The sequence below is a fragment of the Citrobacter sp. wls706 genome (genome assembly GCF_005281305.1).
Taxonomy (GTDB): Bacteria; Pseudomonadota; Gammaproteobacteria; order Enterobacterales; family Enterobacteriaceae; genus Citrobacter; species Citrobacter werkmanii.
Genome location: NZ_SZXG01000037.1, coordinates 333566 through 353169, shown reverse-complemented (window position 1 = coordinate 353169; position 19604 = coordinate 333566). Strand labels below are relative to the sequence as shown.

Annotated in this window: 18 protein-coding genes; 10 read left to right on the top strand and 8 right to left on the bottom strand. The window is 51.2% G+C overall.

Annotated elements, in window-relative coordinates; all coding sequences use genetic code 11:
- The first annotated feature begins 3 nt into the window (after nucleotides 1–3).
- Together FDW92_RS18255 and FDW92_RS18250 are read left to right on the top strand one after the other, a co-directional pair.
- Nucleotides 4–774, top strand: coding sequence for an SDR family oxidoreductase (locus tag FDW92_RS18255; protein WP_042310009.1), 771 nt, complete (start codon nucleotides 4–6; stop codon nucleotides 772–774).
- Between the two features lie 58 nt (nucleotides 775–832).
- Nucleotides 833–1687 (top strand): co-chaperone YbbN, encoded by an 855-nt coding sequence (locus tag FDW92_RS18250; protein ID WP_042310010.1) that lies wholly within the window; start codon nucleotides 833–835, stop codon nucleotides 1685–1687.
- Between the two features lie 78 nt (nucleotides 1688–1765).
- Here FDW92_RS18250 and fetB read toward each other — a convergent pair whose 3' ends face one another.
- On the bottom strand, nucleotides 1766–2545 hold the full coding sequence (gene fetB, locus FDW92_RS18245) for an iron export ABC transporter permease subunit FetB (RefSeq protein ID WP_038638405.1): 780 nt from the start codon (nucleotides 2543–2545) through the stop codon (nucleotides 1766–1768).
- Complete coding sequence (gene fetA / locus FDW92_RS18240; protein ID WP_042310012.1) at nucleotides 2538–3209, bottom strand: iron ABC transporter ATP-binding protein FetA; 672 nt, start codon at nucleotides 3207–3209, stop codon at nucleotides 2538–2540. The genes fetB and fetA overlap by 8 nt, the downstream gene beginning before the upstream one ends.
- Before the next feature lie 133 nt (nucleotides 3210–3342).
- Here fetA and FDW92_RS18235 point away from each other — a divergent pair, with 133 nt between their 5' ends.
- Genes FDW92_RS18235 through FDW92_RS18220 form a run of 4 tightly spaced genes read left to right on the top strand, consistent with a single transcriptional unit; the run spans nucleotide 3343 to nucleotide 7566 of the window.
- Nucleotides 3343–4260 carry an SPFH domain-containing protein gene (locus FDW92_RS18235; RefSeq protein WP_003831073.1) on the top strand — a complete coding sequence of 306 codons (918 nt, stop codon included), beginning with the start codon at nucleotides 3343–3345 and terminating at the stop codon, nucleotides 4258–4260.
- The gene (locus FDW92_RS18230; RefSeq protein ID WP_042310014.1) at nucleotides 4257–4715 is read left to right on the top strand and encodes an NfeD family protein; all 459 of its coding nucleotides are present in this window, start codon (nucleotides 4257–4259) and stop codon (nucleotides 4713–4715) included. Before FDW92_RS18235 ends, FDW92_RS18230 begins: the two co-directional genes overlap by 4 nt.
- Nucleotides 4716–4735: 20 nt before the next feature.
- Nucleotides 4736–6880: a hypothetical protein gene (locus FDW92_RS18225; protein ID WP_042310016.1), complete on the top strand. Its 2145-nt coding sequence runs from the start codon at nucleotides 4736–4738 to the stop codon at nucleotides 6878–6880.
- A complete protein-coding gene (locus FDW92_RS18220; protein ID WP_042310017.1) occupies nucleotides 6850–7566 on the top strand; it encodes a DUF3142 domain-containing protein in 717 nt (238 codons plus the stop codon). The genes FDW92_RS18225 and FDW92_RS18220 overlap by 31 nt, the downstream gene beginning before the upstream one ends.
- Here FDW92_RS18220 and cueR read toward each other — a convergent pair.
- Nucleotides 7563–7973: a Cu(I)-responsive transcriptional regulator gene (gene cueR / locus FDW92_RS18215; protein WP_006685661.1), complete on the bottom strand. Its 411-nt coding sequence runs from the start codon at nucleotides 7971–7973 to the stop codon at nucleotides 7563–7565. The genes FDW92_RS18220 and cueR overlap by 4 nt on opposite strands.
- 171 nt (nucleotides 7974–8144) lie before the next feature.
- Nucleotides 8145–8801 (bottom strand): FCD domain-containing protein, encoded by a 657-nt coding sequence (locus FDW92_RS18210; protein WP_042310019.1) that lies wholly within the window; start codon nucleotides 8799–8801, stop codon nucleotides 8145–8147.
- A gap of 144 nt (nucleotides 8802–8945) precedes the next feature.
- On the opposite strand from FDW92_RS18210, the gene FDW92_RS18205 reads away from it, so the two are divergent.
- Nucleotides 8946–10259: an anaerobic C4-dicarboxylate transporter family protein gene (locus FDW92_RS18205; protein ID WP_042310021.1), complete on the top strand. Its 1314-nt coding sequence runs from the start codon at nucleotides 8946–8948 to the stop codon at nucleotides 10257–10259.
- Between the two features lie 100 nt (nucleotides 10260–10359).
- On the opposite strand, the gene FDW92_RS18200 is transcribed toward FDW92_RS18205, so the two are convergent.
- The 3 genes from FDW92_RS18200 to argH form a co-directional block, all read right to left on the bottom strand.
- Entirely contained in the window at nucleotides 10360–11676 is a 1317-nt protein-coding gene (locus tag FDW92_RS18200) for an anaerobic C4-dicarboxylate transporter family protein (RefSeq protein ID WP_061381577.1), read from the bottom strand.
- A 64-nt stretch (nucleotides 11677–11740) separates the two neighbouring features.
- Nucleotides 11741–12205, bottom strand: a complete 465-nt coding sequence (locus FDW92_RS23270; RefSeq protein WP_249357203.1) for a hypothetical protein — start codon at nucleotides 12203–12205, stop codon at nucleotides 11741–11743.
- Nucleotides 12162–13118 (bottom strand): argininosuccinate lyase, encoded by a 957-nt coding sequence (argH, locus tag FDW92_RS18195; RefSeq protein WP_249357201.1) that lies wholly within the window; start codon nucleotides 13116–13118, stop codon nucleotides 12162–12164. The genes FDW92_RS23270 and argH overlap by 44 nt, the downstream gene beginning before the upstream one ends.
- Before the next feature lie 429 nt (nucleotides 13119–13547).
- On the opposite strand from argH, the gene copA reads away from it, so the two are divergent.
- From copA to ybaK, 3 genes are all read left to right on the top strand, one after another.
- Nucleotides 13548–16049 carry a copper-exporting P-type ATPase CopA gene (gene copA / locus FDW92_RS18190; protein WP_042310026.1) on the top strand — a complete coding sequence of 834 codons (2502 nt, stop codon included), beginning with the start codon at nucleotides 13548–13550 and terminating at the stop codon, nucleotides 16047–16049.
- A gap of 100 nt (nucleotides 16050–16149) precedes the next feature.
- Entirely contained in the window at nucleotides 16150–16944 is a 795-nt protein-coding gene (locus tag FDW92_RS18185; RefSeq protein ID WP_042310027.1) for a TraB/GumN family protein, read from the top strand.
- Between the two features lie 201 nt (nucleotides 16945–17145).
- The gene (gene ybaK, locus FDW92_RS18180; RefSeq protein ID WP_042310028.1) at nucleotides 17146–17625 is read left to right on the top strand and encodes a Cys-tRNA(Pro)/Cys-tRNA(Cys) deacylase YbaK; all 480 of its coding nucleotides are present in this window, start codon (nucleotides 17146–17148) and stop codon (nucleotides 17623–17625) included.
- 113 nt (nucleotides 17626–17738) lie between these two features.
- Here ybaK and ushA read toward each other — a convergent pair whose 3' ends face one another.
- The gene (gene ushA / locus FDW92_RS18175; protein ID WP_042310029.1) at nucleotides 17739–19391 is read right to left on the bottom strand and encodes a bifunctional UDP-sugar hydrolase/5'-nucleotidase UshA; all 1653 of its coding nucleotides are present in this window, start codon (nucleotides 19389–19391) and stop codon (nucleotides 17739–17741) included.
- Between the last annotated feature and the right edge of the window lie 213 nt (nucleotides 19392–19604).

Here is a 19604-nt window from a genome sequence, read left to right as displayed (position 1 = left end):
GTTATGCAAAAATCGGTCTTAATAACAGGATGTTCCAGCGGAATCGGCCTGGAAAGCGCACTTGAGCTAAAGCGCCAGGGTTTTCAAATTCTGGCTGGCTGCCGCAAACCTGACGATGTCGCGCGTATGAACAGCATGGGATTCACCGGCGTATTGCTGGATCTGGATTCACCCGAAAGCGTGGATCGCGCCGCCGATGAGGTGATCGCCCTGACCGATAATCGTTTATATGGGATCTTTAACAACGCCGGATACGGCGTCTACGGCCCACTGCCCACGATTAGCCGTGAGCAGATGGAGCAGCAGTTTTCCGCCAACTTCTTTGGCGCACATCAGCTTACCATGCGCCTGTTGCCCGCCATGCAACCTCACGGCGAAGGGCGCATCGTGATGACCTCCTCGGTAATGGGATTGATCTCAACGCCGGGACGTGGTGCCTATGCCGCCAGTAAATATGCGCTGGAAGCCTGGTCCGACGCGCTGCGTATGGAGCTGCGTCACAGTGGGATTAAGGTCAGCCTGATTGAACCTGGCCCCATCCGCACCCGCTTTACCGAAAACGTTAACCAGACGCAGAGCGATGCCCCCGTCGAAAACCCCGGCATTGCCGCGCGATTTACGCTGGAACCACAAGCGGTTGTCGCCAAAGTGCGTCACGCATTTGAGAGCGACAAACCGAAGCTACGTTATCCGGTTACGCTGGTGACCTGGGCAGTTATGCTGCTTAAACGCCTGCTGCCAGGCCGCATAATGGACAAAATTTTACAGGGTTGAGTTGAAGCTCGCGCGTCAGCCCCCATGTAACAAGAAATCGACAAAAGAGAGTAACTCCATGTCCACACAGAATATTGTTAATATTAATGAATCGAACCTGCAGCAGACCCTTGAACAGTCGATGACCACGCCGGTCCTGTTCTATTTTTGGTCTGAGCGCAGCCAGCATTGTCTGCAATTAACGCCGGTGCTGGAGAGCCTTGCCGCCCAGTATAATGGTCAGTTTATTCTCGCTAAACTCGACTGCGACGCCGAACAGATGATCGCCTCCCAGTTTGGTCTGCGCGCGATCCCTACGGTTTATCTGTTCCAGAACGGTCAGCCGGTAGATGGTTTCCAGGGTCCGCAGCCGGAAGAGGTTATTCGTGCGCTGCTGGAGAAAGTGCTGCCGAGCGAAGAAGAGCTGAAAGCACGCCAGGCTATCGAGTTTATCGAAGCGGGTAATCACGCGGATGCGCTGCCGCTGCTGAAAGAAGCCTGGCAACTCTCCAACCAGAGCAGCGAAATCGGCCTGCTGCTGGCGGAAACGCAAATCGCCCTCAATCGTTCTGACGATGCCGAAGCTGTGCTGAAAACAATTCCATTGCAGGATCAGGATACCCGTTATCAGGGGCTGGTGGCACAGATTGAACTGCTGAAGCAGGCGGCGGATACGCCGGAAATCCAACAGTTGCAGCAACAGGTTGCCAGCAACCCGCAGGATGCTGCGCTGGCCACGCAATTAGCCATCCAACTCCATCAGGTTGGACGTAACGAAGAATCGCTGGAATTGCTGTTCAGCCACCTGAAGAAAGATCTTACGGCTGCCGACGGTCAGGCGCGTAAGACCTTCCAGGAGATCCTTGCCGCACTGGGAACCGGCGATGCGCTGGCTTCGAAATACCGCCGCCAGCTGTACGCGCTGCTGTACTAATCCGTTTGATTTGGCCCGATGGTGCTTGCGCTTATCGGGCCTGGAAATTCAACAAATACCGCTCCCTCCGGCATCACATCACGTCTTCTTCAAATGCGTTACGACTAATTGGTGGCGTGAATTATAGAACTTCCGATAGGTCAGGTAGCAGGCAATAATGGTTGACAGGCTGGCGGTCGAAAGCAGCATAAACGTCACCATAATCTGATACTTAATCGCTTTTACCGGATCAATACCTGCAAAGATCAATCCGGACATCATCCCCGGTAAACTCACCAACCCCACGGTCTTCGCTGAATCGATCGTCGGGATCAGCGAGGCGCGAATGCTGTCGCGAATCAGCGGCGCGGAGGCAACCTTCGGCGTCGCACCGAGGCTGAGCTTTTCCTGGATTTGCTGCTGTTCACTGTTAAACCGCTGCCCCAGATTGTTGTAACACAACCCCACCGCCACCATTGCATTACCTGCAATCATCCCGGAAATCGGGATCACCTGCATCGGCGTGAACTCAATAGAGCCGGACAACACCAGTACCGACAGCGTCAACCCCGCCCCAACCGTAATGGCAATAAACGACGAGAGAAAAGCGTTATCAATATATTTACTGCGTTTTTGCGCGTTATATGCGGCGTTAAAACAGATAAACAGCACCATCAATAAGGTCAGAATGCTGTGATTGACGCCGAAAATATATTTCAGTACATAGCCGACGATAATAAGCTGAACCACCGCCCGGCAAACGCTCCAGAGAATATCTTTTTCCAGCGCCAGTTTTTCTTTGTTACTGATCAGTATGGCGACCACCACCAGCATCATCGCTAACGCCAGTGATTCATTGGTAATATTATGCTCATTCATTGCTGACTTCCTGCATTTCTCCGGCGTGCGGTTGAAGCGTTATGACATTATCCGCATGATTAATCTCATCTTTGTCGTGCGTCACCCACAGCACGGCAATATTCTTATCGCGAACATAGTGGTGAATTAATTCATTCACGTTACGTTTGTTGGACTCATCCAGCGCGCTGGTGATTTCATCAAGCAGCAGGATTTTTGGCAGAAACTGTAAATTACGAATTAACGAGACGCGCTGCTTTTCGCCGCCAGACAGTTCATTGATCCCTTTTTTGAGGATGCTCTCGGGCAGCTCAAAACGGGCCAGATCTTCCAGAAATACCTCCGGTTCCGGGCGTTTATCGCGAATTTGCCAGGGGAAAATGAGGTTGTCGTAGACGGTATCACCGAACAAAGCGGGCGTTTGCGCGCAATAAGAGACCTGCTGGCGATAAGCTTCAGGCTTAAGCGTTGATATCTCCTTGCCCTCAAAAAGGATTTCACCGGAACTCGGACTAATTAACGACGCCACAATTTTCAGTAACGTACTTTTACCGCAGCCGGACTGGCCGGTAATCAGCTTAAATTCTCCGGCATGGAGATTAAAACAGATGTTATTGAGAACCTGCGTCGCCCCCGCCTGCCAGGCGACATTTTTCAACTGAAGCAAAATGCTGCTTTCTTCCATTATCGATCCTTTTTTACCTCTTTCGTGCAGACAGTCTATTCCTGTAATTTATTATAGGGGAGCCCACCTTGATTAATCGGGTATAATTTGACTAATGAGGCAGTAAAGGACAGCACAACAGGAGGTTTCATCAATGCTCATTTTTATTCCTATTCTTATTTTTGTCGCGCTGGTCATCGTCGGCGCAGGCGTCAAAATCGTCCCACAGGGATACCAGTGGACGGTAGAGCGTTTTGGCCGTTACACCAAAACCCTGCAGCCGGGTTTAAGCCTTGTTGTACCGTTCATGGACCGTATTGGTCGTAAGATCAACATGATGGAACAAGTGCTTGATATCCCTTCTCAGGAAGTCATCTCCAAAGATAACGCCAACGTCTCGATTGATGCCGTGTGCTTTATTCAGGTGATCGACGCGCCGAAAGCGGCATATGAAGTCAGTAACCTCGAACTGGCAATCATCAACCTGACCATGACCAACATTCGTACCGTTCTCGGCTCAATGGAGCTTGATGAAATGCTCTCCCAGCGTGACAACATCAACACGCGCCTGCTGCATATTGTTGATGAGGCCACCAATCCCTGGGGCATCAAAATCACCCGTATTGAGATTCGTGACGTGCGTCCACCGGCGGAACTGATTGACGCCATGAACGCGCAGATGAAAGCCGAACGTACCAAGCGCGCCTACATTCTGGAAGCCGAAGGCATCCGCCAGGCGGAAATCGTCAAGGCCGAGGGTGAGAAGCAGTCGAAAATCCTGATAGCGGAAGGTGAACGCCAGTCCGCGTTTTTACAGGCTGAAGCGCGTGAACGTTCCGCAGAAGCAGAAGCCCGCGCAACGCAGATGGTTTCTGAAGCCATTGCCGCCGGGGATATCCAGGCCGTGAACTACTTCGTGGCGCAGAAATACACCGAAGCGTTGCAGCATATCGGTTCGTCGAATAACAGCAAAGTGGTGATGATGCCGCTGGATGCCAGCAGCCTGATGGGTTCCATTGCCGGGATCGCCGAACTGGTTAAGGACAGCGCCAGCGAGCGGAAAAAATCATGATAGCGATGATTCTGGTACATCCGCACATCTTCTGGCTCAGCCTCGGCGGTCTGTTGCTCGCCGCCGAGATGCTGGGCGGTAACGGTTATTTGCTATGGAGCGGCGTGGCAGCGGTGATAACCGGACTGGTGGTTTGGCTCCTCCCGCTCGACTGGGCGTGGCAGGGAGCGATGTTCGCTGTACTCACGCTACTGGCGGCCTGGCTGTGGTGGAAGTGGCTGGCAAAACGCGTGAAAGAGCAGAAACCAGCCGACAGCCATCTTAACCAGCGCGGTCAGCAGTTGGTTGGCCGTCGATTTATTCTGGAAAGCGCCCTGGTCAATGGTCGCGGACATATGCGCGTCGGCGACAGTTCGTGGCCCGTCAGCGCCCGCGACGATTTGAGCGCGGGAACGCAGGTTGAAGTCATTGCCGTTGAGGGAATTACCCTGATTATCAAAGCGGTACCACACTAAAATAGACAGGAATTCAGACTATGATCAGGAAGACGTCTCTCGCCGTTGCCCTTTATTCTTTGCTGGCTGGCGCGCCTCAGGCTTTCGCCTCCTTCGATATGGAAGACTGCAAATGGAGCGACGACAGCTGCCTGCTGAAAGGTACGCCGACCTTTAACCCGGCAAACGACAGCCGCGACAACCTGCTGCGGCTGCTGAGCCAGGAAAAAGCATTTGATCTGCCCGTGCAGTCGATGCCTGAAGATATCACCCGCTCCCGCGATTTCTATTTTGCGTATCACCCGCAGTGGGATGAAACAGCCCCGCAGCCAGCCTCTGCCCCGGCATCCGCTGAAGATAGCCCCCTCTCCCGACAGATGGCCGAGCTGAACATTAATGCGGATGAAGCCAACCTCAACGACGCCGAGCATGAGAACCGTCATGTTTCGAATAATACCGCCAGCGTCAGCCAGTTTTTTGCTGCACTGCTGGCCGATACCGCGTTAACAGCAGAGCAACGCCAGGCCTTAGCGCAAGCGCGTATGGGGCTGTTCTCTGACGCGACCCGAGAACAGATTGAGTCATCTCTCGCCACTCTCCCAACGGATTCGCCAGCTCAACACTACAAAAGTTACCTCGCGGCAGCCGCCAGCTTCTATGCGGGTGATTATGCCAGCGCCGAACGGGATTTCACTCAGCTCGCTAAAAGCGATCGCCCGTGGCTGGCGGAGACCGCGCAATACATGCTGATGCGTACGGCGCTGAACAAGAGCAGTCAGAACAGCGTGGGCGAATATGGCGATTTTGATATCGCAAAAATTAACCGCGAGGACGCCACTCAGGCTCAAACGCTGGCGCAAGCCTATCTGCAACGCTTTCCGCAGGGGCAATACGCCGACTCCACGCGCGGCATGTTGCGCCGAATTAACTGGTATTTACAGGCGTGGCCGCAGTTGGCCGGGTTGTATGAGCAGACGCTCCAGCAGTCGGCTGACGCACAGCAACTGCGTGAAACCGTCATCGAATACGATAATGTCTACGGCATGGCGTTCTACGATCAATCCGTACTGGAAGCCTTCCCCGATGCGCCGCGAGTCAGCTACATCGAACTGCTACGCGCGTTACGTCTGGATAGCAATAACAACCCCACGCTGACCCAGGCGCAACTCGATGCCAGCAAGCCGGTGTTTGAGCAAAGCCAAAAATTGCCGCTGTGGCACGATCTGCAACTGAATTTGTGGATGGCGACAGGCAACTATGCGGCGATTATCCAGGCGGTAACGCCAGCGCAGAAACTTGCACCGCGCGATACGCTGGCTTTCAGCGAACAGGTGCTGTACGGCGAAGCGCTGATGGGCCAGAAGAATTGGACCGCGGCACGCGATTTCTGGCAGCAGTTGCTGAAACTCAGCCAGGACAACGAACAGCGGCAGTATGTGCAGGCTAAGCTCGCCGCAACGCTGGTTTATAGCGGCGACGTGGCTGCGGTTTTCGCTCCGGATAGCGCGGTGACTAGCCTGCGTTTTCGTTCGCAGGTGCTGAAAACACAGGCCACACTTGAACAACTGCGTCAGCAGGCCATCCATGGACCGAATAACGAAGAACGTACCATCGCCCTGCATACGCTGCTGGTACGGGATCTTACCGAGAATCGTTTTGGCGACTGGTTGAAAGATAAAAAGCTTGTCAGCGAAATCGCACCGCCGGTCATTGGTGAGGCGTTTAATGACGTGAACCTGAGCACTTTTGACTGGAACGGCGATACGGCTCAGGCCGGGTATACCTGCCGCAGCCTCAATGAAACGGTAACGGTATTGAGTAAAAAAGCGGATGATGCCCACGCGCTGAACTGTTTAGGCGAATTTTTCCGTACCACGCAAACGCATGTTGATCTGTGGAAAAACAGCGCTGGCAACGACGTGCTTGAAGCAGCCATTTCTCGTAAGGAGCCGTTTGGCCAGTTCGACAGACAAAGCTACTATCAGCAGGTAATCACCTCGCCCACCGCCGAAGTCGAAGATAAGAGCTTCGCGCTGTACCGCGCCATCATGTGCTATGCGCCTTCAGGCTCTAACGAATGCGGCGGTGATGACGTGGATAAACTGCAGCGTAAGGGCTGGTTCACCCAACTGAAAACGCAGTATCCGGGAAGTCCGTGGGCGCAAAAACTCAAATATTACTGGTAACCGCGCTACTGATGGGCCAGGCACAGGCGGCGGATGTTGTTGCCGCCCGTGAACATCCGGCCTTCTGGCTATGGTCTGGGGTGAAGGCCAGTGACGAGCTGAAAAACGCGCAAACGGTCTATCTGCATCAGGGCGAGGTACTGGTTCGGTCGGGTAACGTGGTTTTCCAGCGCTTGGGACTGCCGGTCAGTCGACTGACTTTTCCCTCAATCTGGCTGACCGTACGCTTTACCACGCTCGACGTACCGGAGGTGATTCCTGCCCGTATCATACGGCTGATGCAACGCTGGCAGAACGCTGGCAACCACGTCGTCGGCCTGCAGGTTGATTTTGACGCGGCGACCCACCAGCTAACCGATTACGCCCGTTTTCTACAGCAGCTACGCCAACAGCTACCGGCCGAGTTTGCGCTTGGCGTTACCGGACTACTGGATTGGGCAAAAACAGGCGATGTCGCCACACTGAACGCGCTGGCGGTTGATGAACTGGTAGTGCAGAGCTATCAGGGGCGGCGCACGGTGACGAATTACCAGGCGTATCTGCCCGCACTCAGCCGCCTGCGTATTCCATTTAAGCTGGGACTGGTGCAAAACGGCAGCCGGGATTTGCAGGCAGAAGCGCAGCTGGAGAAATCCCCGTGGTACCGCGGCACGGTGGTGTTTATGCTTAATCCCCCACGCCGTTAAGCCTTCGCTTTGTGATGACAGCAGCCAGAAAGATTATCCATGATCGGGCATTCGGCGCTGTCATCGCCGGGGCAACTCTCCGCCAGCGCCAGCAAATGCAACCGCATGGCCTGCAGCTCGCTGATATGCCGCTCAATGTCCGCGACTTTCTCTAATGTGCGTTTTTTTACGTCCGCGCTGTGACGCGCCGGATCGTTAAACAGATTTACCAGCTCGCCGCACTCTTCCAGGTTAAAACCAACCTGCCGCGCCTGGCGCAGCAGCGTCAGTTCATTCAGATGCTGTTGGTTGTATGTGCGATAGCCATTTTCGCTACGCAGCGGCGGCGTCACTAGCCCTTTTTCTTCATAAAAGCGTATCGCTTTGCTGGTTAAACCGGTTTTTTTCGCTACATCGCTAATATTCACATTTCCCCCATCAGATCATTGAAGAGCCGAATCTCATTATAACGCACAACCTTCTCTCTTATAGATCCGAAACGATCCAGACCCACCACGCAGCAGGAAAGCCACTGGAGAACGGGGCGATAAATAAAGAAATGCTCAAACCCGCTCCCCGGTTTTAGCAACATCAATATCTTATATTTTTTTCTCGAGCAGATGAGTGCGCATCAGTTCTGAAGCCATTTGAGCATCACCTTTTCTAATGTATGACAGGATTTCCCTTTGTTTTGTCGCGGTATCCAGGAAATATTGGCGATCATTTGCCGGTAACGACTCTCTTGTTTTCTCAAAATAAGTAATTAACACATCAGAGAAAACCTGCAGAACACGGTTGCCGCTTGCCTGCAGCAGGAGCAGATGAAAATCCCGATCGTGTTGATCGGCTTCTTGCGGATTGTCTGCGTTTTCTTCTATAAGCCTCAGTTCATTTTCGAGTTTCGAGAGCATGGCCGGAAAGATTCGCCGGGTTGCCAGGGGAATGATCGCACATTCAATCAGGATCCTGGCCTCTGTAAATTCCGTAATGTCAAAACCAGACAGATCGAACTGCATCAGCAGTTGGTTGTTAATGCTGCTTTGTCCCATATTTTTCAACACGCTGCCTCGGCGAGGGGCGCGTTCAAGCATCCCCATCTGTACCAGAGTGCTGAGCGCCTGACGGACTTTATAGCGAGATGTATTAAAACGAGCCGCGAGTTCAGTTTCTGTTTCAATACGTCCGTCGGCTTTACGGTTAGCATCATCAAGTAGATAATCTTTAATACTTTCAAACAGTTCGTTTTTTTTATCCATAACGTTCTCTGATTACAGTGTGACTGCATTCATAAGTATAAATAATATAATAAATTAGGTTACTTTATATACCATCGTGATAAAATTATAACCCATCATTATTAGAATAATATTAAAATATTTGTTAACAAAAAGGAATTAATTATGGTGTTATTCGTAATTCAGTTTGCGATAGTTCTTACATGTATTGGTATAGGGGGGCGCTTTGGGGGAATTGGCTTAGGCGCCGCAGGCGGATTAGGGCTCGCTATTCTGACCTTTGGCTTTGGCCTCCCTCCTGATTCTCCCCCTATTACGGTCATTTCAATTATTCTTGCAGTTATCACTTGTATCACTATCCTTCAGGCGGCAGGTGGTCTGGATCTCTTCGTTACGATGGCTGAAAGAATTCTGAGAAAGTGGCCTGGGGCAATCACTTTTCTGGGGCCAGCAGTCGCTTATCTTTTTACAGCTATATGCGGAACAGGATATGTTGCCTTTTCCGTTTACCCGGTGATTGCAGAAATAGCAGCAGATGCCAGAGTACGGCCGGAACGAGCAATGTCGATGTCAGTTATTGCCGCCAATTTTGGGCTCATTGCCAGCCCGGTGAGTGCCGTCGTAACAGGAACAATTGCCGTCCTTGCCGGGTTACATATTTCTGCTTTAGATATTTTATTAGTGACCGTTCCCGGAACGTTTCTTGGCTGCCTGGTTGGCTGTCTTTTTGTCTTTAAAAGAGGCCATGAGCTTGAAAATGATCCAGAATTTCAACGCCGGGTTGCTGAAGGTGAATTTGAGTCAGTAAAAGCTGAAGATCGTACAGCAAACATCGTGACCAAAGAAGCGAAGAGAGGATTGCTGATTTTTCTTACCGGCATCATTTTGGTTGTTGTTATGGGATCTATTCCTCAATTACGACCAGTATGGAACACTGGTTCCGGCATAGAGCGCATGAGCATCCCAACCGCGCTGCAAATAATCATGCTAACAACGGCGTGTATTATTATGATGGTATGTCGAATTTCTCCTTCGAAACTTGATTCAGGTTCCGTTTTTAAAGCGGGCCTGGTCGGTGTCGTTGCCATATTTGGTCTGTCATGGATGATGAACTCTTTCTTTGAAGCCTGGCACGAACTATTTAATACGGCTTTTCATGGTTTTCACAACCCCGTGCTATTCGGCATAATTGTGTTTGGTCTTTCCGCCGTGATTTATAGCCCTGCAGCAACTGCGGTGGCGTTATTACCTGCTGGCGTATTAATGGGATACCCGGCTGAAACGCTGATAGCATTACTTCCGGTCACGTGTGGATCGTTTATTATTCCAGGTGGGGCACAGATTGGATGCGTGGCGTTTGACAGGACCGGAACAACCCGTATTGGTAAGTATGTGGTAAATCACAGTTATATGTTACCAGGTCTGGTCACCGTTGTGGCGTCGACCCTTTTCTGCTTCCTCTTTGCCAAAATCATATAGTGCCGAAATATTATCCTGTGACATCCCCTGCTGCATAAAACAGAGGGGATGCCGCTCATTTAGGTCAAAGCACAATCACTGTATCTCTCTTCACCTGCAACTAAAGAACAACCTGCGCAATCAGGTAGGCAAAAATTACCTGTGAGATAACCATGACGAAACCAGGACGAATATAGCTATGGTTAACCACAAAACGTCCAATTTTGGTTGTACCCGTTCTGTCAAACGCCACGCAACCAATCTGATTCGCCCCAGGGATAATAAAATCACCGCAGGTACAGGCAAATATAGCGATGAGATACGGAGCGGGAATACCCAGCGTGACGCCTAAGGGCATGATTGCCGCTACCGTCGCAGCCGGACTCATGATGACCAGGGAGAACAGGAATACCACAATACCAAACAGCATTGGCGCCCCATTCACGAGACCGCCAAAAACGTTGATCAGTTCTGACTGGTAAGCATCAAAAAAAGTTGCTGTCATCCAGGACACACCGAGTATTGCCACGACCCCCATCAAACCGGCACGAAATACCGACCCACTATTCAGAGTACTGCTGGGAACCCTGCCGACAATCATGATGAATAATGCAGCGGTTAGCATGATCATCTGAATAACCATTGGGGTTGAAAGTCGCTTTCCATCCCAGGAAGGAAGTAGTTCTGTAAAAGATCCCAAAATGAGTACCAGCACAACCCCGATTGCAAAGATGGCCACACCTTTTTTGGCGCCAGGTGACGCAACATATTCCTTTTTCTGCTCGGAATGCATGAACTCATACTCACCAGCTGCAACACGCCGCTGAAATTCAGGATCGTCTTCCAGCTCTTTCCCACGCTTGTAGACTGAAAAGCTGGTGACGATTGCCGCCATAAAAAATGAAGGGAGGGCGATGGATAATATTTGTCCCAGTGTGATCCCAGCATATTCATGCAGGATAGCCAGCATCCCGGCGGTTGCCGCGCTCATTGGGCTGGCAGCAACCGCGACGCTGGCCGCGATGACCGTTGCGGATAATGCTCGTTCGGGACGGACTTTGGCTTCAGCGGCAACCTCTGCGATAACAGGATACAGGGAAAATGCAACATAAGTGGTTCCGCAGAATAACGTAAATACCGACGTTAATATTGGCGCAAAAAACGTAATCGCCTGCGGTTTTTTACGAAGTAACTTTTCAGCTACTCTGACCAGATAATCTAACCCACCAGCAGCCTGCAATATACTAACAGCGCCAATAACACAAATAATAATTAACATTGCCGTAATGGATGGTGAGGAGGGTTTGAGCCCAAAACCCAAAACGAGTATTGCGACCCCTAATCCCCCACCAGCACCAAGTCCCATTCCGCCATACCTTCCGCCAATTCCAATACAGGCGAGTACAATAAATAATTGTATAAAGAATAAAACGTCCATTTTTTTCACCTTAAAGAAGCTCCCGGACATTGCATCCGGGAGATATTGATTATTATATTCAGAATTATTTTAAATATTTTCTGGCTATATCAATCTGTTTTCTAACAGCATCCGGTCCGGTTCCACCATAGGACATTCTGGCTTTAATACATGCCTCCAAAGAAATATTCTCATAGATGTCATTTTCAATTTTATTATCAAATGAGCGGAACTCATCCATAGAAAGTTCTTCTAACATTTTTTTATGCTTAATACAGTAATTAACCGCACTACCTACTACATGGTGCGCCTCTCTGAAAGGAATACCTTTACGCACAAGGTAATCTGCCATATCAGTCGCATTCGAGAACCCTCTGGCCGCCGCGCCACGGGTATTCTCTGCAAGAATGACCATTTTATCGAGCATCGGGGCCATAATTTTCAGACTGGCCTGTAACGTATCCATTGAATCATAGACCTGCTCTTTATCCTCGCTCATATCCGTATTATAAGCGAGCGGTATTCCTTTCATGATAGTCAGCATGGCCATTAGATTTCCGTACATACGCCCCCCCCTTTCCGCGCATTTTTTCAGCTACATCGGGGTTTTTCTTTTGCGGCATAATGCTGGAGCCCGTACAAAAATCATCAGAAAGCTCTATAAATTTAAAATCCTGGCTGGAGAATAAAACCAGTTCCTCTGAAAGACGAGTTAGGTGCATAAAGCACATCGCTGCAGCTGCGGTGAATTCAACCATATGATCACGATCGCTGACAGAATCAATACTGTTTTCAGTCGGCTTATCAAAACCAAGCTCACGGGCAGTGAAGTCACGGTCAATAGGAAAAGTCGTTCCTGCGAGAGCTGCCGCGCCTAAAGGACATTCTCCCATACGGTGATACAGGTCTTCAAATCGAGTCCAGTCACGACGTAACATCCAGTAATAAGCCATAATCCAGTGCGATAAAAGAATGGGCTGACCGGTTTGTAAATGCGTGTAGCCCGGCATTATCGCATCAATATTATTTTCTGCTTTATTTACTATAATTTCTTGTAGATTAACAATGTCCTGTTGAATTTCGCGAATAGTGGCTCGCATATGCATTTTAGAATCTACGGTGGTCTGATCATTACGGCTGCGACCGGTATGTAGTTTCCCCCCGACAGGGCCAATGATTTCAGTCATTCTTCTTTCAATAGCCATATGAATATCTTCATCGACAGTATCGAAAATGAATTGACCTGCTTCAATTTCTTTATTTACCTGTGTTAATCCGCCAATAATGGCATTTGCTTCATCTTGCGTAATAATCCCCTGACGCCCCAACATGGTGGCATGAGCAATACTTCCCTTAATATCAAAAGGGCATAACCGTTGCTCCAACATAATAGTTGCATTATAGGATTCAACTAATTTATTTGTTGGCATATCAAAACGCCCGCCCCATAACTTTGTAGACATAAAGCCTCCAGCTTAATTGTTACAGAATAGTCAAATTGCCAGATAATCGGTTTGAGTTCAGTTTCAGAGTACAAAATCGCGCCTTTAATTGTCAACAAATGAAGCCATTAAATCGACTTATACAAAAATTAATTACATTTATTAAATCATTATGCTTACTAATACTTTAAGCTAAATAAAGAGACCTTCATCACATTTAAAAGGCCATCTGAAGAGAAATACATTCAGCATATTTAGAGGTGTCAAAATACAGTCAGCTAACCAGAAGAAAACAGCGACAATTATTTGATAAAAATCAAGAAACATTCATCAGCACGGTGAATGGCTTGAGATCCCATATACAAATGCGGATTCCGGGCTTGACCTTCCCCCAGATGGAAGGTTTACCCTTTATCACAGTCAGTAAATCCTGCAATAAAGGAGTTGGTTATGTCTCAAACAATCGATCTAACCCTGGACGGCCTGTCCTGTGGTCACTGCGTAAAACGCGTTAAAGAGAGTCTGGAACAACGCCCGGACGTTGAACAAGCGGATGTCACCGTGACTGAAGCGCACATCACCGGGAGCGCCAGTGCTGAAGCACTGATTGAAACCATCAAACAAGCCGGTTACGGCGCGGAGTTAAGCCACCCAAAGGCTAAACCGCTGACGGAGTCATCAATCCCGTCGGAAGCACTGGCAGCGGTCCCTTCCGAGCTTCCGGCAGCTACGGCTGATGATGACAGCCAACAGTTGCTGTTAAACGGCATGAGCTGCGCCAGCTGTGTAACCCGCGTACAAAATGCCCTGCAAAGCGTACCGGGCGTCACTCAGGCACGGGTAAACCTGGCGGAACGCACTGCGCTGGTAATGGGCAGTGCGTCCGCCGCAGATTTAGTGCAGGCGGTAGAAAAAGCGGGCTACGGTGCTGAAGCCATAGAAGATGATGCGAAGCGCCGCGAGCGCCAGCAGGAAACCGCCGTCGCGACCATGAAACGTTTTCGCTGGCAGGCAGCCGTCGCGCTGCTGCTGGGTATACCGGTCATGGTGTGGGGAATGATTGGCGATAACATGATGGTGAGTGACGACAACCGTAGCCTCTGGCTGGCGATTGGTCTGGCAACGCTTGCCGTGATGGTTTTCGCGGGCGGTCACTTTTACCGCAATGCGTGGAAAAGCCTGATGAATGGCACCGCGACCATGGATACGCTGGTGGCGCTGGGTACGGGGGTGGCATGGCTCTATTCCATGAGCGTCAACCTCTGGCCGCAATGGTTCCCAATGGAAGCACGACACCTTTATTATGAAGCCAGCGCGATGATTATCGGTTTGATTAACCTCGGACATATGCTGGAAGCGCGGGCTCGCCAACGCTCGTCCAAAGCGCTGGAAAAACTGCTCGATCTGACGCCACCAACCGCACGCGTCGTCACCGATGAAGGTGAAAAAAATGTGCCGCTGGCAGATGTTCAGGCAGGAATGTTGCTGCGCCTGACCACCGGCGACCGCGTTCCGGTCGATGGCGAAATCACTCAGGGCGAAGCCTGGCTGGATGAAGCCATGCTAACCGGGGAGCCGATTCCGCAACAAAAAGGCGAAGGCGATAGTGTCCACGCCGGTACGGTCGTACAGGACGGCAGCGTGCTGTTCCGCGCCAGCGCCGTAGGCAGCCATACCACGCTGTCGCGCATTATTCGCATGGTGCGCCAGGCGCAAAGCAGTAAACCGGAGATTGGCAAACTGGCTGACCGCATCTCCTCGGTATTCGTTCCGGTGGTGGTCGTTATTGCGCTGGTTAGCGCAGCTATCTGGTATTTCTTCGGACCGGCGCCACAAATTGTCTATACGCTGGTGATTGCCACCACTGTTCTGATTATTGCTTGCCCTTGTGCACTGGGCCTGGCGACGCCGATGTCGATTATTTCCGGTGTTGGTCGCGCCGCTGAGTTCGGGGTACTGGTACGCGATGCCGATGCGCTGCAGCGCGCCAGCACGCTTGATACCGTCGTATTTGATAAAACCGGGACGCTGACTGAAGGTAAGCCACAGGTTGTCGCCATCAAAACGTTTGGCAATACCGATGAAGCGCTGGCGATTCGTCTGGCTGCGGCCCTTGAACAGGGTTCCAGCCACCCGCTGGCCAGGGCGATTCTGGACAAAGCCGGTGATGTCACGCTGCCGCAGGTCAACGGGTTCCGTACGCTGCGCGGTTTGGGCGTCAGTGGTGAAACGGAAGGCCATACGCTGTTGCTGGGAAACCAGGCGCTGCTCAATGAACAGCAGGTAGATACCGCTCAAATGGAAGCTGAGATTACCGCTCAAGCCTCTCAAGGGACAACTCCAGTCCTGCTGGCGATTGACGGTAAAGCCGCGGCCCTGTTAGCAGTGCGCGATCCATTGCGTAGTGACAGCGTGGCGGCCCTGCAGCGCCTGCACCGCGCCGGGTATCGTCTGGTAATGCTCACCGGTGATAACCCGACCACGGCTAACGCCATTGCTAAAGAAGCAGGTATTGATGAGGTGATTGCGGGCGTTCTCCCGGACGGTAAAGCCGAGGCGATTAAGCGTCTGCAAAGCCAGGGACGTCAGGTTGCCATGGTTGGTGACGGTATCAACGATGCGCCTGCGCTGGCGCAGGCCGATGTAGGGATTGCCATGGGTGGCGGCAGCGATGTGGCGATTGAAACCGCCGCGATTACGCTGATGCGTCATAGCCTGATGGGCGTTGCGGATGCGCTGTCTATCTCACGGGCAACGCTGCGCAATATGAAGCAGAACCTGCTCGGCGCGTTTATCTATAACAGCATCGGTATCCCCGTTGCTGCCGGGATCCTGTGGCCGTTCACCGGAACGCTGCTCAACCCGGTGGTTGCCGGCGCGGCGATGGCGCTCTCCTCCATTACCGTGGTAAGCAACGCTAACCGTCTGCTGCGCTTCAAACCGAAAGAGTAAGCCTTTGCCGGATGGCGCTATCAACCGCGCTATCCGGCAATTCACGCATTGCACCTTCCCGGACCACGCGCTAGCATGGAAGTCCACTTAGGGAGGTCGTATGGATTTGTTGTACCGGGTAAAAACATTATGGTCTGCACTGCGCGGCAACCACTATACCTGGCCCGCCATTGATATCTCTTTACCCGGCAACCGCCATTTTCATCTGATTGGCAGTATTCACATGGGTAGCCGCGATATGGCGCCTCTGCCTGCCAAATTACTCAAAAAGCTCAACCGTGCTGATGCGCTGATTGTCGAAGCCGATGTTTCCGGCGATGACGCGCCATTTGCTAATCTTCCGACCTTTGCCGCCCTGGAAGAACGCATCAGTGAAGAGCAATTAGATAATCTGCGTAAAGTCACCAACGAATTGGGCATTTCCCCTTCCCTGTTATCAACACAACCTTTGTGGCAAATAGCCATGGTATTACAGGCGACACAGGCACAACAGCTGGGGTTGCGGGCGGAATACGGGATTGATTACCAACTGCTGAAAGCGGCAAAACAAGCACACAAACCGGTGATCGAGCTGGAAGGTTCATCCAGTCAAATCGAGCTGCTATGTCAGTTACCCGATAATGGTCAGGCTCTTCTGGATGATACCCTGACGCACTGGCATACCAACGCCAGGTTGCTACAGCAAATGATGGGCTGGTGGCTTAAAACGCCGCCGCGCGATAGCGAATTGACGCTTCCTAATACTTTCAGCCAGTCGTTATATGACGTCTTGATGCATCAGCGCAATGTAGCCTGGCGCGATCGACTCAGGGCGATGCCAGCTGGCCATTATGTGGTGGCCGTAGGCGCACTGCATCTGTACGGAGAAGGTAATTTGCCGGAGATGTTACGGTAAAAAAATGGCCAATATTTCTATTGGCCCGTCAAAGAGGAATTTCATCATTATTATAATCCCGATGCTTAAAGCATCGGTGTAGGTCGATTGTCGCTCAAAGTCATCATCCTGCCAATACTATTGCGCAAGATGGTACTATTTTTTAGACCGCCATCAGGCGTATGCTTGTGTCGTATTTTGTCTGGGCCAGGAAAAATTGCTATGACACCCGCCGTTAAATTACTCGAAAAAAACAAAATTTCTTTCCAGATCCACACCTACGATCACGATCCGTCCGAAACAAACTTTGGTGATGAAGTGGTGCGCAAGTTAGGTCTGAATGCGGACCAGGTTTATAAAACGCTGCTGGTTGCCGTGAATGGCGATATGAAGCAGCTGGCCGTTGCCGTCACGCCGGTGGCGGGTCAATTGGATCTTAAAAAAGTCGCCAAAGCGTTAGGGGCCAAAAAGGTCGATATGGCCGATCCGCTGGTTGCACAGCGAACTACGGGGTATCTGGTGGGCGGTATCAGCCCGCTGGGACAGAAAAAAAGATTGCCGACGCTAATTGACGCCCCCGCCCAGACGTTTGACACCATTTATGTATCCGGTGGCAAACGCGGGCTGGATATCGAACTGGCAGCGGGCGATCTGGCGAAAATTCTGGATGCGAAATTCGCCGACATCGCACGCCGTGATTAAGCGGTTGTAGAATGAATGCCTGATGGCGCGCAGCTTTAAGGCCTACAACCGAAGACTCTTACAGTCAGCAGGCCGGATAGGGTGCCAGCACCGCCATCCGGCACTTCGCCCTGTTACTGCCAGCTCACCTCGCCCTTCGGCTCATACGCACTGGCATCCAACGGTGAGTTTTTCTGCACGTACTCTTTCAGCACTTCCGCATCGATAAACCCGGTATTCACATAACCTGGCTTGTTATCAATTCGCGGATAGCCATCGCCGCCGGTGGCATTGAAACTCAGCGTTGCCATACGATAGGTTTTAGACGGGTCAACCGGTTCGCCTTTGATTTTCAGATCGTTAAGTTTACCGTCTTTCGCCACAAAGCTGACGTTGGCAAACTGCGGATAGGCCCCGGAGTCCGGCTTCATTTGCGCCACGGCGGTCAGATAGTCAATCACCTCTTTCCCGCTCATGTCGGCATACACCACAATATTGCCGAACGGCTGCACCTTCAGCACGCTCTTATAGGTAATATCGCCGCCTTCAATGGAATCACGAATACCGCCACCGCTCATCACGCCAAAGTCAGCGCTGGTCCGCGCCATTTGCGCAGCCAACAGCAGGTGCCCCATATTGGTCTGTACAAAACGAACTTTGCTACGGTCACCTTCGAGGCGCGCATTGACGCTGCCAATCTTCACGTCCAGTTGCGCTTTACCTTTATTCTGGAATGGCGTCAGCAGCGAGAGCATTTGCTGATTCTCAGCAATTTCCGGGGTGTAGAGTACGCGCTCACTTTTCCCGTTGTCCCAGGTCACTTTTTTCTTCAGGTTGACGGGGATAAGCTGGTAGTTAACCATTTTCATTTCGCCGTTACGGAACTCAAAGTCCGCCCGGCCCACGTATTTCCCCCACTCATGCGCTTGCACAATCCAGATGCCATTTTGCTTATCTGGCGCGCACGGCGTACCCGGTACGTAATCAACCTGCTTCTTGTTTTCCGAGGCCATACACACCGGATCCTGTGAGTGACCACCCACAATCATCGCCAGCGAACCCGCCGGCAGGCTACGCGCCATTTCTACGTCGCCAGGCGCGTTCGAGCCGTGATTGCCGTTGTCATAATGACCCATATGGGTGGTCGCAATAATGATGTCTGGCTTTTCACCCATATTCAGTTCCTGGATGACCAGTTTGGCTTCATCGGCAGGTTTACGGAATTCGATATCGGTAAAGAACTCCGGATTACCAATTTTCGCCGTATCGTCAGTGGTTAAACCAAGTACGGCAATTTTTAAATCCTGACGCTTAAAGATGGCCCACGGCTTGAATAAACGTTCGCCCGTGCTTTTCTGGTAGATATTGGCTGAGAGAAACGGGAATTTGGACCATTTTTCCTGCTGGCGCAGCACGGTTAGCGGGTTATCAAATTCGTGATTGCCAACCGCCATCGCGTCATAGCCAATCAGGTTCATGCCGCGAAAATCAGGTTCCGCATCCTGAAGATCGGATTCTGGGACGCCGGTGTTAATATCGCCGCCGGAAAGCAGCAGTACGCTTCCCCCTTCTTCCGCCACCTCTTTACGAATACCATCCACCAGCGTTTTTTGCGCCGCCAGCCCATATTCCCCATATTCGCTGCGCCAGAAGTGACCGTGATGATCGTTGGTATGCAGAATGGTAATTTTGTAGGTTTTATCTTTTTCGTACGCCTGCGCAGGCTGAGCTGCCAGCGCAAATGCGGCGAATAACGCCAGCGCCACGCCCCGTTTTAAAAACTTCATATTTCTCTCCCTGAGCCAAAATCAACGACTGAAATTACAATGATATGAAATAATAGTCGAAAATGTTTTCAGAAATGAGACTTCCTTCAAACACCTTCCGCAGGTATGTTAGTCAGGTAATAATAACAAAATAGACTACCCTCATAATCGCAACCCAAACAGAAGTGACTTTCTATGGCAATAAGTGAACCAACCCCGCCAGTGGCTGGCGCG

Coding starts and splice junctions, on each gene's coding strand:
- ybaK (WP_042310028.1), top strand. CDS start 17,146: ATGACACCCGCCGTTAAATTACTCGAAAAAAACAAAATTTCTTTCCAG.
- copA (WP_042310026.1), top strand. CDS start 13,548: ATGTCTCAAACAATCGATCTAACCCTGGACGGCCTGTCCTGTGGTCAC.
- FDW92_RS23270 (WP_249357203.1), bottom strand. CDS start 12,205: ATGGCCATGCTGACTATCATGAAAGGAATACCGCTCGCTTATAATACG.
- fetB (WP_038638405.1), bottom strand. CDS start 2,545: ATGAATGAGCATAATATTACCAATGAATCACTGGCGTTAGCGATGATG.
- FDW92_RS18250 (WP_042310010.1), top strand. CDS start 833: ATGTCCACACAGAATATTGTTAATATTAATGAATCGAACCTGCAGCAG.
- FDW92_RS18210 (WP_042310019.1), bottom strand. CDS start 8,801: ATGGATAAAAAAAACGAACTGTTTGAAAGTATTAAAGATTATCTACTT.
- ushA (WP_042310029.1), bottom strand. CDS start 19,391: ATGAAGTTTTTAAAACGGGGCGTGGCGCTGGCGTTATTCGCCGCATTT.
- FDW92_RS18230 (WP_042310014.1), top strand. CDS start 4,257: ATGATAGCGATGATTCTGGTACATCCGCACATCTTCTGGCTCAGCCTC.
- FDW92_RS18255 (WP_042310009.1), top strand. CDS start 4: ATGCAAAAATCGGTCTTAATAACAGGATGTTCCAGCGGAATCGGCCTG.
- FDW92_RS18200 (WP_061381577.1), bottom strand. CDS start 11,676: ATGGACGTTTTATTCTTTATACAATTATTTATTGTACTCGCCTGTATT.
- fetA (WP_042310012.1), bottom strand. CDS start 3,209: ATGGAAGAAAGCAGCATTTTGCTTCAGTTGAAAAATGTCGCCTGGCAG.
- FDW92_RS18235 (WP_003831073.1), top strand. CDS start 3,343: ATGCTCATTTTTATTCCTATTCTTATTTTTGTCGCGCTGGTCATCGTC.
- argH (WP_249357201.1), bottom strand. CDS start 13,118: ATGTCTACAAAGTTATGGGGCGGGCGTTTTGATATGCCAACAAATAAA.
- FDW92_RS18205 (WP_042310021.1), top strand. CDS start 8,946: ATGGTGTTATTCGTAATTCAGTTTGCGATAGTTCTTACATGTATTGGT.
- FDW92_RS18185 (WP_042310027.1), top strand. CDS start 16,150: ATGGATTTGTTGTACCGGGTAAAAACATTATGGTCTGCACTGCGCGGC.
- FDW92_RS18225 (WP_042310016.1), top strand. CDS start 4,736: ATGATCAGGAAGACGTCTCTCGCCGTTGCCCTTTATTCTTTGCTGGCT.